3 protein-coding genes are annotated in these 15,927 nt (G+C 47.5%); all 3 read right to left on the bottom strand.

Annotated features, from left to right (window positions below; genetic code table 11):
* Window positions 1-10,683, bottom strand: a 10,683-nt coding sequence (locus DFQ01_RS07520) for a non-ribosomal peptide synthetase (protein WP_110043251.1), incomplete at its 3' end; no start/stop codon positions are given.
* A gap of 1 nt (window position 10,684) precedes the next feature.
* Entirely contained in the window at window positions 10,685-14,623 is a 3,939-nt protein-coding gene (locus DFQ01_RS07515) for a beta-ketoacyl synthase N-terminal-like domain-containing protein (protein WP_174812708.1), read from the bottom strand.
* Between the two features lie 14 nt (window positions 14,624-14,637).
* Window positions 14,638-15,915 carry a diaminobutyrate--2-oxoglutarate transaminase gene (gene ectB / locus DFQ01_RS07510; RefSeq protein ID WP_110043288.1) on the bottom strand — a complete coding sequence of 426 codons (1,278 nt, stop codon included), beginning with the start codon at window positions 15,913-15,915 and terminating at the stop codon, window positions 14,638-14,640.
* Window positions 15,916-15,927 lie beyond the last annotated feature (12 nt).

Raw genomic sequence — 15,927 nt, 5'->3', positions numbered from 1 at the left:
CTCCGCGTGCTCTTCAATCCGCTGCAATAGCTCGCCTTCGATCATATGGAAGCTGGTCCGGAGACTCTCATGCCGACGGACCAGCTCTTGGAAGGCGGCCTGAATCCGCGCAGGATCCAGCTTTCCTTCCAGCTTCAGCACACCGGGCATATTGTACACGGTGCCCAGGTCATCCATTTGATGGATGACATACAGTCTCTTTTGAGCGGAAGACATCGGATAATCCCGCTTGATCGCTGCCGCTGGAATGGGCTCGAAGCTCCGAGGTCCCTGCTCAGACAGCAGCTCGCCGATGGCGGCAACCGTAGGTCTTTCGAACAGCGTCCGGAGCGGCAGGCGGATACCGGTGATCGATTCAATCAAGTTCACGACCTTGGCGGCCTTCAGAGAATGCCCTCCAAGCTCGAAGAAGCTGTCGTCGATGCTCACTTCTTCCAGCCCCAGCACTTCCTTGAACACGCCGGTCAGCATGTCCTCCAAAGGGTTTCTTGGAGCGATAATAACCCGGTGACCCCAATCCGACGGTTCAGGGAGCGCTTTGCGGTCAAGCTTGCCATTGCTGGTAACCGGCAGCTCGTCCAGTGCCATCAGATAGGACGGAATCATGTATTCCGGCAAATATTTGCGGATTTCGGACTTGATCTGCTCCACATTCAGCCCCCTGCCAAGCTCCTTAGGAACCAAATATGCACAAATATACTGCTCGCCGGACGACTCCTGTCTTGTAATTACCGCAACGTCTTTAATCTCCGGTTGTCTTCTGAGGACGGCTTCAATCTCTCCCAGTTCAATCCGATAACCTCTGACTTTGACCTGCTCGTCCATTCTGCCCCAATAATCAATGGTGCCGTCCGGCAGCCACCGGGCCAGATCTCCCGTTCGGTACATCCGTTGGAATGGAGCCCATTGCGGTGCCAGCCACTGCTGGAATGGGTCAGCCGTAAAGACTTGATCCGTTCTCAGCTTGTCATTGACATATCCTCTTCCTACAGCCACCCCTGCAACACACAGCTCCCCTGTAACTCCCACAGGGCACAAATTCCCGTAAGGATCAAGGATGTAGATACGTATATTATGGAGAGGCTGACCGATCGGAACGCTGGTCATGTGATCCGGCACAATGCCGCTAATTACATACTGACTGATGTCATCCGAGGCTTCCGCCGGCCCGTAAGCATTAACAATAGGCACTTCAAAGCCGAGTGTAGACCATCTGGTCAGCAGATGTGGTTTCACAGCCTCGCCTGTAATCATCAAATGCTTCAAATTCGGCAGGCTCAATTTATCCTCTTCCAAGCAATCCATCATAACGGACAGATACGATGGTACAACTTCAAGAAGTGTAACGTGATCCTTCACAACACTCTCAACAAACGCCCGTGGCTCTAATACCATTTCATTCGAATAAATGACAGTCGTTCCGCCTAAAGCAAGCGCCCCTACCATTTGCCACACCGAAATATCGAAACAGTGGTTCGCATTTTGAGCAAACACTAGATGCTCGTCCAAACCTAGCATATCTCTCTCAGCCAAAATGTGGTTGAGCATGCCGGCATGTTCAATCATGACTCCCTTCGGCTTGCCGGTGGAACCCGAGGTGAACAAAATATAGGCCAGGCTGAACGGTTCAATAGCCTTCTCGATATTGTCATGCTCCAGCGCCTGCAGCTGATCTTCGATGAGGTCCAGACAGATCACATTTCCCTCATATTGATGCAGCAGCTCTGGGGTAGCGTAGGAAGAAAGTGTCACGACATATTGGACATTCGCTTCATTCAGAATATCGAGTCTTCTTTGGAGCGGATGGCTTACATCCAGCGGCAAATAGGCTCCGCCGGCTTTCCATATGCCCAGCATGCTCTGAATCATTTCTGGCGTTCTTTCCAGCATGATACCTGCGATATTCTCATCCTTCAGGTTTAAGCTAAGCAGATATTGAGCCAGCTGGTTTGCTTTCTGATTCAATTCACGGTACGATACTTCCCGGTCGCCATACTTGACAGCCGTTTTCTCTGGCGTCTCCTCTGCCCATTGTTCAAATAATCGGAAGACGTTCCGTTCCAGATCATATGGTGTAAAGGTATTATTAAAATCCGATAGAATCTGCTGTTTCTCCGGCCATGAGATCATCTCAATATCTCGTATTTTCGTAGTAGGCTGGAGCATAACCGCCTGGAGAATGTGTTCGTAATGTACAGCCATCCGCTGAATGGTTGCTTCATTAAATAAATGATTGCCGTACTCCCAATTCACCGCATAGCCTTCTGGTGTCGTATTGACCGTGATGGTAAGATCAAATTTTGCAATGCCGGACTCCGTTATAATCTCTCCGAATTCCAGCCCTTCCGCAGTAAACTGTTCTTCTTCGGTATTCTGGAACACAAACAGCACATCAAAAATCGGATTCCTTGACATATCACGCTTTACATCAAGTTTCTCAACAAGATTCTCGAACGGGTACTCTTGATTCTCAAATCCCTTGATGCACATGTCTTTGACTTCGTCTAACAATTCAACAAAAGCTTTGTCCCCTGCCGGTCTGCCTCTCATTGCCAGCGTATTCACAAACATCCCCAAAACATGTTCCGTATCCTGATGGACCCTGCCCGAGACAGGAGTGCCGATAATAATGTCCTCCTGACGGCTGTATTTGCTGAATAACACCATGAAAGCAGATAACAAGACCATATATTCTGTTACAGCCGTATGTTTGCATAGCTTCTGCAAGCCCGCAAAGATTTCATTGTCCAGCTTACTGTCGATGTTCGAGCCGCTAAACTGCTGAATCTGCGGACGCGGATAATCCAAAGGCAAATCCAATACCGGAATCTGATCACTAAATTGCTGCAGCCAATAGGTTTCCTGTGCTTGTATATCCTTCTGTCTCATCCACTCGCTGTAATCCTTATACTGGATCTCCAGCGGTTGAAGCTGCTCCCCATTATAAATTCGGGAAAATTCCTTCATAATGATATTGATCGTCATCCCGTCCGAAATCAGATGGTGCATATCAAACAAGAAGAGGCTGCGGTCTGCGCCATCCTGAAGCAATTGGATACGGAACAGCGGCGCCTTTCCAAGATCAAATGGCCGGATAAATTCTTTCAGCACATCCGAGGCATCCAGCTTTTCCAACTGATCCGTTTCGGTCACACAAAAGTCGAGTTCTATTGCATCATGTATATGCTGCTCCAGTTCCCCCGCTATCATATGGAAGCTGGTTCTAAGGCTTTCATGTCTTTGCGACAGCTGTTCAAAAATAGCTTTGATCCGTTCAGGCTCCAATTTGCCCTTAATTTCTATCGCTCCAGGAACATTGTAAGCGGTCTGTGTCTCGTCGAATTCCTGGATGATGTATAAACGCTTCTGCTGGGATGACATCGGGTACGAGCGTTTTTTCTCCGCCTGTGGAATTTTCTCATACCTGTTCTCGACGCCGTTGTTCAAGACTTCACTTAAGCCGATAACGGTAGGCCGGTCAAATATGGTCTTCAGTGACAGCCGGGTGCCGGTTTTCTCCTCGATCAGATTGATCAATCGGACCGCCCGTAACGAATGTCCTCCCATTTCAAAAAAGTTATCGTCGATGCTGATTTGTTCAAGGGCCAGCACTTCTTTAAAAATGTGTACCAGGCACTCTTCCTGCTCATTTCTCGGAAGGATGCAATCGTCTCTGTCCAGCAGCGTTGGCGCTGGCAGCGCTCGTCGATCCAGCTTGCCGTTGCTTGTTACAGGAAGCTGCTCAATGAACGTGAATACAGCAGGCACCATATACGCCGGCAAGTACTTCCTGATGTCGTGCTTAAGCTGTCCGATGGTCACTTGTGTATCTGTATCCTCTTTTACCACGTAAGCACACAGAAGCTTGTCACCCGTCTGATCCTCGCGGACAATGACTGCCGCATCCTTTACCCCAATGTGCTGTCTGATCGCTTCTTCAATATCACCTGGTTCAATCCGGTGTCCCCGGATCTTGATCTGTTCATCTATTCTTCCTAAATACTCCAGATTCCCATCGGGCTGCCATTTGGCCAGATCGCCTGTTCGATAGAGCACTTCCCCCTCTTTAAACGGGCTGTCGATGAATTTGGCCTGAGTCAGCTCCGGCCGATTCAAGTATCCCTTGCCTACGCCTAAACCGCCGATACACAGCTCGCCGATCATACCGACCCCGCACAGCTGATTCCCTTGTAAAACATAGGTTTGTGTGTTATCAATCGGCTTACCAATGAGAACGGTTCTGCGTGCTTGGTCCATGTCGGTTTGGTAAACATAATCACAACATCCGATGGTTGTCTCCGTAGGTCCATATTCGTTATGGATGGCAATATGTCTTCCCAATTTGCGCAGCGTTTCTTCAGCCGTTCTGGATTCCAGCTCTTCTCCGCCCACAATCAGTGATTGCACATTCGTCATTACGGAAAGATCGTGAAATGCACTGGTGATCAGCTTGAGATGAGACGGAGTTAACTTAATGACATTCAAATCAGGATTGCTGACAATGTCGTGCAGATCCGTCTCCATCCCCTTGCTGTATACATGGATCTGGCCACCGCTGCACAAAGGAAGAAACAGCGAGGTCATCGTCAAATCAAACGCAATATTGCTGAATAAAGGCATTACCGGATCGCCGTTCACAAATTCCTTGCGGCAATAGACCAAGTAATTCAGCAGGTTGCCATTCGTTATTTTCACTCCTTTTGGGGTGCCTGTAGAACCTGATGTATAGATGCAGTAGCATAACTGCTTGAAAGAATCTTTGTGCAATATCGGTCTTGTTGTATTCTCTCCTTCCAGCAGCTCGTCCACTGTAATCTGTTGGCAGCCGTTCACCGTAAAACTTTCTGAAACACGCTCCGTAATTATTAGTTTAGCCTCACTGTCTGCTGCTACGAATTGTTTGCGGTCTTCCGGATAATCATCTGCAAGCGGAAGGAAAGCTGCACCGCATTTCAGGATGCCAAGAATAGCTGCGATCAGATTCGTACTTCGCTCCAACGATACGGCAACGATATCCCCTTGACTGATTCCTCTGCAGAGTAACTGATGGGCGGCTTTATTAGCTATTGCATCCAGCTCAATATAGGTGGTAATCTCATCTCCACAGATGACAGCCTTTTTCCCCGGACACTTAGCGACTTGTTCCTCAAATAAATCAATAATCAGCTTATCCTTCGGTATCTCGACCGCTGTATGATTAAAATCTAACAAGAGCCGGTTTTTCTCGGCCGTTGTAAGTATTTCGATTGCGCCGCAGGACAATTTCGGATCTGCAAGAGCCGAATGCAGCATAACCTCAAAGTGCTGGATCAGCGAAGCAATCGTGTCTTGCATATACAGCTCTGTCGAATACTCCACCGCCACTGAATATCCATCTTCTAGTTCGAAGATTTCAAAATTGATATCGAATTTACAATCATCCGTCAGCAGCTCCTGGAACTCGAAATTGACATCCTCCGCTTCCATCGTAATGGAACCAAAATTCTGATAGGAGAACAGGATATCAAATACCGGATTCCGGCTGCCTTCGCTTTTCACTCCGGCAAGCTGGCTGATTCTCTCAAACGGGAGATCGCTGTTGGAAAAAGCATTCATAGCAAGATGCTGAACCGCACGGACGAACTCGCTGAATGGCCGCTCTGGTTCGACCGTACTGCGGATTGGCAGCGTATTAACAAACATTCCGATGAGTGATTGCAGATCCGTATGATTCCGGCCCTCAACCAATGTGCCTACTATCACTTCTGGCTGCATCGAATACCTGGATACTAGCACCTTAAGGATAGAAATAAAGAAAGCATAAGGCGTACAAGCATGCTCTTTGCAAAATTCGGTAATCATCTGCTTGATGTTCCCGTCAAGTTGGTGCGTCACAATATTTCCGGCGTAGCTTCTGGACAGCGGCCGCGGGAAATCAGTCGGAATACTGCTGACCGGCAGTTCGTCATTGAACCTATTCTGCCAATAAGCTTCCTGAGTTTTTATTTCCTCGGAATGCAGCAGCTCATTGTGCCAGTAGACAAAATCTTTATATTGGCATTTGAGCGGCAATAAAGCCAAGCCATTATATGCAGCCATCAGTTCCTGCGCAAATACTAAACCGCTCGCCCCATCAAAGATGATGTGATGAAAGTCAAACAGCAGAATCCATTCATTATCGCCGAGCTTGGCAGCGCCTGCCCGCATCAAGCTATCCTTTTGGAGATCGAAAGGCCTTATGAATTCTTTTTGAATGCCGGACAGCCAAGCTTCGTCATTAGCAGCCTCCCGTTCACCAAGCATTTCAAGCTGGACAGCTCCCGCAGCCTTGATGAACTGTACGATTTCGCCTTCGATCTGGTCAAAATTAGCCCGCAAATTTTCATGCCGCGACACGATCAGGCTCAGAGCGCGATTAAACTTCTCGATATCGAGTGATCCGGTCACTTTTACGATAAAAGGAAGATTATAATTTATACTTTCTGGCTGAAGCTGATGCACAATATACATTCTTTTTTGTGCGGATGACGTTTCATAATAAGGCTGGTCAGCGATTGGAGAAATGGCTCTCGAAGGTGAGACTTGTTCACTCTGATTCATTTCTCCGACGATTCCGGCGATTCCCTCGACGGACAATGACATAACGAGACGTGCAAGCGGGATGCGGATACCGCCATAATGTCCTTCAATTTGGGAAACCAAATTTAGTACTTTAAGAGAATTCATGCCTAGGACAAACAGATTGTCCTCTTTTCTGAACTGACTTGAGCCCAGTAATCCGCTTACCATCTCAAAAAGTGTCTCTTCCACAGCCGTCATGAGCTGACGTTCATATACCAGTAACGTTCTTCCTGCATCTTTATCGGCCGTATAAAATTGATCCGGAATCATTTCCTTCGGCAGAGACGAATGACACCAATCCATTAGATGGTTAAGCGAGGGTTCGGATTGCACGAACGCAACGTCCGCCTCTATCCGTCGGTGAATGTCATCATAAGTTACCTGCGCTTCTGCGAGTAACGGGCAATCCCTTAGCATTTGTTCAATCAACCACAAACTGCAGCGTTGACCGTCCCTGACGAAGAAACGGTCTTGCGGACCGGCAAGCTCAAGCTTGGCATCCAGCGTTATTCTAGCAACCCAGCCTGTATTGAAGCTTTCATATTGATTTCTGCCCAAATATAATTCCCCGAATTGACTTGTGATGACGGGCTTCCCTTCCCCGCTCCATATGGAGCAGGAGAATTCACTCCCAACAATACCGAAGTCTGCCGCACGAATAGACAAGTTCTTTTCGAGTGACGCCAAGTCCGTATGATTCCCAGCGCTTAAAGTAACACGGGCGTCTTCCTCTCTGAAAAGATGCAGGCTATGCAGCGGGCGGTTCGGATCCTTGCTTAATTGTTCAACGATATCCAGGTATAACTGGAGCCACCTTGCAACGGTCTCTCTTGTAAAGAGACTGCTATTGAAATCAATATCAAAGACGAGCTCGCCTTTAAACTCCATGAGGTTAAAGAACAAATCATATTTGGCGTCTTGTACATCTAAAGGTATGAGCGCAATGGCTGTATGGATAAATTCTTTGCTCTGTGGCTCACGGTCCATATTAAACATCACATTCAATAGCGGCTGCTGAATAGCGGCCTCAAGTTCGAGCGCATCCATGTTGAAGTAATGAAACTTCTCAAATTCGCTAAATGCTTTCGTATTTTGTTTAACCAAACGACTCATGTTTGTTTCCGCAGAGATTTGCGATACAAGAGGCATAATCGTATTACAGCTGCCTATAAGAGCTTTAGGAGACACCGTTTGCTGACCGGAGACCGGTACGCCTACCGCAAACTCATCCTGATCGGAAAGAAAATGAAGCATGATCTGATAGGCCGACAACAATACGGTGAACGTGCTGCACTTTGCTGCTGCAGCAAGCTTTCTAGCTTTCGTTATAAAAGTTTCGTCCGCTTTGTACGTCAGCCGTTCTCCTATCGCCTGATCCGCAACACCCATCAGTTTCTTGTGCGGCAGCTGAAGCGCTGGAGCGCAACCATACAAATAGGAACGCCAGAATTCAGACATTTTTTCTTTATCCAGCGTCTGTAAAGTTTGCTCGTTCAGCTCTCTATATTCTCTGAAGCTCATAACCTCACTGAATCTGGGCATGCCGCCTGTCATCAAACTGTTATACGCTTCAACCAATTCCTCGATCAACAGCGACATCGACCATCCGTCCGCAATCAGATGATGGGCGTTGATCAGCATTTTGACGCTGCGGCTGCCTGCATGATCAGACTCTAGTATATAAATCTTAAATAACGGTCCTTGCATGAGATCAAAAGCTTGATTGACCAACTCAAGAATGGAATCTGCCTCGGTATCTTGGGTTGTACGGATTACATTCACCCGATGGAGAGGGTCGGATTCAATCCGAAACTCGGTCAATTGTTCATTCACCCTGTAACGAAGGGCTTCATGCCTTGCCGTTATCATGGCTAGCGCTTTATTTAATAAACCGTAATCAAGTTCGCCTTCAACCTGCATGAGGACAGGCAGGAAAAACTTGCTTCCTTGATTTATGTATTCGGCCGCCAGCATTTTTTGCTGATCCGTGTTGAGTGCGAGCGGATTACTCGTCTTTATGTCATGGCTATTAAGCGTCTTGTCTGTTAAAAAAAAAACCGATTTCATCTGCAGGCAAGTTTCTTTGACAACCTTGATCACCTGTTCGATATCTTCATCCGTATGGCTGGCCGATAGGAAACAATTGCGCCCTTCCCAAATGTAAACACCTTTATCCAGCAGATGATAATAAAACATCTCCATATTGCCTCTCAGCGCAAACCGGAGTAACGAACCGCAATATAAAATCTCGACGGGCACCTGATTCTCTTTGAAAAATGCATTCAACGTATCGGCCAGATGCTTTGTTCTAGCGTTAAGAGCAGGATAGATGGTATCCTTTTCCTGTTTGATTTTAAGTAAAACAGCTTTTGCTGCAGCCATAGCAAGCGGGTGATGGCAAAATGTGCCGCCGGCGAATGTTCTTCTCTCCTCATCAGGCGGATAAGAATCATCGCCGTAATTCCACACGCCTCCATCAAGGCAATTCATGACCGACTGTTTGCCGGCAACAATTCCGATGGGCATTCCGCCGCCAACAACCTTCCCGAACGTAACCAGGTCTGCCTGGACCCCGAAGAGCTCTTGCGCCCCGCCTGCTCCTAGACGGAATCCGAGAATCATCTCATCAAATATTAATGTGATCCCGGCATCTGCCGTCACTTGCCGCAATTCATGTAAAAAGGCCCGTGGTTGTAAATCCGGACGTCTGCTTTGTACAGGTTCGACCAATACAGCGGCAAGCTCATCCGCATGTTCTTTAATAAAGGTAATAGAAGCAGGATCATCATAGTCGAGGATATAAATATCATCCACCATGCTTTGCGGAACGCCTACAGCAATCGGCTTAACGACATCTTTCCCTTCTTTGTTCATTGCGTGCATGCCGAGTACACCGTCAAAGGTACCGTGATAAGAACCGGCGAACATGACCACCTTGTTTTTTCCCGTTGCCGCTCGCGCAAGACGCATGGCCACCATTACAGCTTCAGTGCCCGAATTAAAGAAGGATACTCTCTCCACTCCTGTAAACTCACAGATCATTTCCGCAACTTCACCGGATAAATCTGTAATTAAACTCAGCGGGAACCCCTTGTCGAACTCTTTGGCGATGGCTTCTTTAATGAAATCCGCATTATGTCCGAAAAGCGTCGCGCCAAAATCCATCGTTAAATCTATGTAACTGTTGCCGTCAATATCTGTAATCCGGGAGCCTTGGCTGTCCTTGAACACGAGCTGGTATACCATCTCTTTAATGTCCCGCCGAAAGCCGAATATATTTCTGCAATCGGCATACGGCATTCTATACTTTGCGGCAAATTGTTTGGATGACTGCGTCTTCGCCGTATAACGCTTCATTAATTCCTGAATATGCTCCTGCTGCTTCTCGCTATTAGCCCTTACGGATAGATCAAGGGACTTATGTGCGACGTACGGCTTGTATCCGTCTTTCTTTTCCGCCGGTTTCTTATCCGGCGTTACATTGCGTTCTGGAGTAGAAGGATCCGTGCTGTGACGTGCGGCTGTATGATGTACGGATTGGGCCTGAACAGCAGGAGTAGGCGCCATAGTGGTAGCGGCCACCTGATTTCCTGACAGCAGTCTCAATTGATTGTTCATAATCTCCAGCTGACCGGCGAATAAACTAGACAACGTGGCATCCGGCATCTGCATCATTAGAGCAGGCACATGAACATTCATATCCACAGCGGTTTGAACAGCTTCTGCTTTTGCTGCATGAACCACACCAACGGGGTGAATATTGTGCGGTACATCAGCTGCTGTTGAAATCGGATGTTCCAATTTCAGAGGAAGCTCTTGAGGTTCAAAATAATCTGGATCAAGCTGCGGCAAAATGTGCTCGGAAATATCGGCAATCGTAGTCAGTTGTTCAAAAAATTGCGTAATCGGAATATCTACTCGGAATTCCTTTCGAATATAACTGTTTACTTCCGTCAATATAACGGAATCCGCACCCAATTCAATCAGGTTATCATACCGGTTAATACGATCCGGGTCCATTCTGGCTATCTTTGCAACTATTGTGGTTAATCGGTCAACCACATTCTCCAATTGGTTCTCCATATCAGCACCCCGCCTGTTTCACTAAAATATTTTGGAACTCCGGCCAGCATCTCGTTTTGTTGAATAGAAAGGTAGGCAAGCTTGTTCTTCTACAATTGACCCCAGCAAACAGATCTTCCCAGCAAGGCTCCGAGCCGCGCACATAAAGCCCGCATAACCTTTCGATAAGCGTCTTCCTGCTTGAAGCTTCCCCCTGTTCCAAATAGATTGTAATGTACTGTTTGGCAGCAGCATTCAATTGACCCAGCTCACTTTTGGTCAGTTCTCCCCATTGCACGCCATTGCGCACGTCTTCGACCACCCTCACTTCACCGACGCAAATCTGATCGCTGAAGGAGGAGGAACCATCAAATTTCCCGAGTTTATATATAAGCTCGCGCGTATCTCTAGCAGCAATGGCAAGGCGGTACTTTCCGTGCCCTCTGCCCAGCGATGCCGTAAAGCAAATATCCGACAACCTTGTCCCATCATTAGCCAGCAAAAAATGATAATACTGATTTGCCAGGTTCAACAGTCCTGAGCGCGTAGAAGCGGACAGAACAAAAGGAAACCATTCACCCGGCAGCTCGGATTGCTCATCCTCTACATACTCCTCAAGAATCGTATGGCAATTGGTTCCCGAGAAGCCGAAATTGCTTACTCCGCATCTGCGCGGCAGCGCTTCGGTAAGCCATGGCTTATATTCCCGGTTCAAGTAGTATGGAGAATCTTCGAACGAAATTTGTTTGTTGACGGTCTCGATATTGATAGTTGCAGGAATCGCTTTATGTTTGAGCATCATGGAGCACTTAATAATGCTCGTTAATCCGGAGCTGGCGTACAGATGCCCGATATTGGATTTCACCGATCCAATCGCACAGAAACCTGTTCGATTGGTATGTATCTTGAATGCATCAGTAAGCGCGTGAATTTCAATCGGGTCGCCTAGCCTTGTTCCGGTTCCGTGGGCTTCAATGTACGAAATATCTTCTGCGCCAAGCCCCGTTTTCTCCAGCGCTTTAAGGACGAGCTCCGTTTGAGCTTGCGGATTAGGCGCCGACAGTCCGACTGAATGCCCATCCTGATTGGTGCTGAGCGTCCGAATAATGGCATACATATGATCTTTATCCGCCAGCGCTTGCTCATAAGGTTTGATCAGAATCGCCACAACGCCTTCACCTTCACCGGTGCCGTCCGCTTCCTCGGCAAACGGGCGGGTATGTCCGTCCGACGACTCTATTCCTACCCGATAGCCATCATCGATCGGCAGCAATTTCAGCTGTACGCCACCTACAATCGCCTGCTCACAATCTCCGTTGATTAATCCCATGCATGCCATGCTCAGAGCTGACATCGAAGCAGAACAAGCACTATCCACGAGCACGCTTGGACCTTTGAAATCCATAAAATAGGATAATCTTCCGCTTATGTTAGCGCTTAACCCCCCTGTTCCAGAACGGGAATCCAAGGAGTGCTTGAGCATATCCTGGTATTGATAACCGTCCAAATCGGAGATATAGCCTACATAGACACCGGTTCTGCTTGACTTAAGCGCCGCCCCGCCGTATCCCGCATCTTCCATAGCCGTGTATGCCGTCTCCAGAAACAGTCTTTGCGTAGGGGACATCGCAATAGCTTCTTTCTTGAGTATCTTGAAGAACTCAAAATCGAACGTGTCAATGTCATCGATATATCCGCCCGTTTTCATCTTCGGGGCGTTCTCATATCCCATGCTGCGGTAATAGTCTTCGATATCCTTCACTCGGGAATTGGGAAGGGAACCTACACTTTCGATGCCTCCGCAGAGGTTTCCCCAAAATTCATGAATATTAGATGCCCCAGGCACAATAGCGGACATGCCGATGATTGCAAATCTCGGATTATCGTTGTTAGGGATCGTTTTGGCTACTGCAACGTTTGGTTTTGGGCTTTGTCGTTCTTCAATTCCAGCCATATAACTCGCTAATTTATGAACGGTGGAATATTTGAAGAAGTCCTCTTTGGTGATGCGGCCAGGATATTTGTCATCTAGATGCGCAGTAATTAAGCTCAGTGACAAGGAGTTGATCCCATACTGAAAGAAATTGTCATCTAGTCCAATGTTTAATTCAGGTGCGACCAGGCTGCATATGGATAAAATCTCTAATTCTATCTCCCGCAATGCTGCACGAGGTTTCATTGCAGCAGCATCCGTGTCGGATGGATGCGTAACCTGCTCCCGCTTCTTGAATTGCCGCTCCTCCGCAATCAGGCGATTGCACTCATCCATGACTTCGGTGAAATCACCGTTATTAAATTGATCCCTTAACGAAAAGCGCATCAGCTTTCCGCTGGAGGTTTTGGGAATTTGAGTGACGGGAATAACATGATCCAATCGAATCCCGACAGCTTTTGTGAAATGTTCTCTTAGCGAATGGATCACGGGTATGAATTTCGCAGGATTGCCTTTATGTACGACAAAAGCCAGAATTTGCTCTAACTGTGTATCCGGGTCGATTGTTGAACAAATGGCCACTCTGTTCAAGCTGATCTTATCTACTTCACTTGCTATTCGTTCAAGATCATTGGAGTAATAATTTTGTCCGTTAACGATAACCATTTCCTGCGAACGGCCGATACATGCCAATCTTCCATTGCGCATAAACCCCAGATCTCCTGTAATAAACCAACCATCCTCAGTTCTTGCTGCGTCCGTGGCCTCTTGATTGGAATAATAATGGCCCGAGACAGAAGCGCCTCTGACTTGAATCATTCCAAAGCAATCTTGCTCCAGCACTTGATTATTCAAGTCACAAATACGGAATTCACAGTGTCTTACCGCATATCCCTCATCAACAACCGTAATGGCTGCCGGATGGTCGGCATCTTCTAGGTAAAGAACCGGCTCCCCGATCTTTAATGAATGACGGTGGATGATGTGCCTGATAATTTTAGGTTCATTCAGCTCTGAGAAAGCGACGGCAAGGGTCGCTTCCGCCAGACCATATGCCGGAAACATGGCTGATTCTCGTAATCCGTACGGTGCCAATTTGCTATTAAATTCGTCGCATACTTTAACAGAGATTGGCTCAGCGCCATTGATAATAACCCGCACAGCCGACAAATCGTATTCGCTTTTATTGCGGTTCCTTTCTAAGGCCAACAACGTGTACTTAAGTCCAAAATTAGGTGATCCTAGCACCGTTGCTTTATGCTTCGTAATCTTTTCAAGCCACAGAGAGGGCTTCACGACAAAGAGCTGCGTATTAATGGAGCATTGCTCAACGTCGTACGCCGTCATGGTCAAGTGAAAGCCAATCAGCCCCATATCATGGGTCATAGGCATCCAGGTGACAACCGTATCATCCCGCGTTAATTGTATGCCCCTGCCGAACGCATCAAAATTGAATATTAAATTCGAATGCGTCAGTACTACACCTTTAGGGGTGCCGGTCGATCCGGATGAAAATTGTATGAATGCCGTATCCTCAGGCAGTGAATGATAGATTTGACCTTCCTGGACATAACGCAGCGCCTCTTTCACATCAACAAAGCGCTTATTGATGAGCTCAAAGTCCGCACCTTCCTGTTCTGCGTATTCACGCAGCTTAGGAAGACTGTCCTCATGGCCGATGACATAAGCGTTCTCCAGAAGGGTCAGCACATTATACAACTTCCGCTTATACTCATTCTTGTCCTCGGAAACGATAGGGACAGCGATGATTCCTCCCAGCATGCATGCCCAGAACACATGAATAAACTCATAATTTTCATCTAGCTGGAAGACCAGCTTGTCTTTGCTCCGTATTCCTTCGCTCTGAAGATATCCGAGAATGCTGAGCGCTTTTCGGTATATCTCATGAAAGGAACAATAGACCTCCTCGGACTTGCCGCTGACAAAAGTAATCCCCCTTTCTGTCTCGATATCTTTAGCCGTAAACATTTCGGTCAGAGTATCGAATCCTAGCTGATGTTCAGTCAACGCATCCACCTCCATCAATGGGTTGTAAGCAAGCTGCTGCCGGCAATAATAGAATGTACAGCCTCATTCAGAATTTTAAATCCGCGCTCGAGCTGGCTCTGTTCAATCGTCAGGGGAGGCAATATTTTAATGACCTGATCCTCCCGGCCCGCTGTTTCGAGAATTAATCCGTTGGCGAAGCACTCCTTAACGATCTGCTTAGGGATACCGCTGTCTTCGACGTTGGACAAATCAATCCCCCAGATCATCCCTGTTCCGCGGATTTCAATCTTGTCGCTGACGGTTTTTATGTTCGTTTCTAAAAATTTGCGAATAAAGTGTTCATGCTGTTTCACCAGAAGGTCCAGATTCATCATTTCTCTAAGCTCCAGGGCTGCCATTGCAGTGACAAAGGCCATCTGATTGCCTCTGAACGTACCGTTATGTTCACCGGGCTTCCATTGATCCAACTCGGGCTTCAGCAGCAATAGCGACATCGGCAAGCCGTATCCGCTAATGGATTTGGAGAGCGTCACCATATCCGGCACAATTCCTGCTCTTTCAAAAGAGAAGAACGTTCCCGTTCTGCCGCAACCGACCTGAATATCGTCGCAGATAAGGAGAATATCATGTTTGACGCATAAATCTGCCAAAGCTCTAAGCCATTGCTCCGAAACCGGATTGATTCCTCCCTCAGCCTGCACCGTCTCAAAAATGATCGCTGCCGGCTTGTCGATTCCTGAATGGTCGTCGGACAGGACTCTTTCCATATATTCGATCGTGTCCAGATAGAGCAGAGGGCCGGACGGATGCGGCATAAATGTCACATTGTTCAGTGGTGTTCCTGCACCTTCCCGGCTATCCCTGTTGCTTGTTGCCGCCAGACTTCCCAGCGACATTCCATGAAAGGCTCCCATAAATGAGAACACATTGGTTCTTTTCTTCACCTTGCGCGCCAGCTTGAGTGCCGCTTCGACGGCGTTCGTGCCCGTAGCCCCACAGAACTGAAGCTTGTAATCCAATCCCCGCGGCTCAAGAATGTGCTCGACAAAATAGTCGATAAACCTCCGTTTTACATCCGTGTACATATCCAAGCCATGAGAGACCCCATCCCTTTGGATATGTTCAATAAGCCGATCCTTAATAAATTCAGGATTGTGGCCGTAATTCAAAGCGCCGGCACCAGCGAAAAAGTCGATATACTCTTTACCTGACTCGCCATAGATAAGCGAACCCTTGGCCTTTACAAACACATCGTTAAAGTACCTGCAATAGGAACGCACATTGGATTCATATTTCTCAAATGTTCTGATAGTTATCATCCT

Origin of the sequence: Paenibacillus cellulosilyticus (assembly GCF_003182255.1) — a bacterium.
Lineage (GTDB): Bacteria > Bacillota > Bacilli > Paenibacillales > Paenibacillaceae > Paenibacillus_T > Paenibacillus_T cellulosilyticus.
The sequence above is the reverse complement of the archived record's forward strand: the minus strand, read 5'-3'. Positions and strand labels throughout refer to the sequence as shown.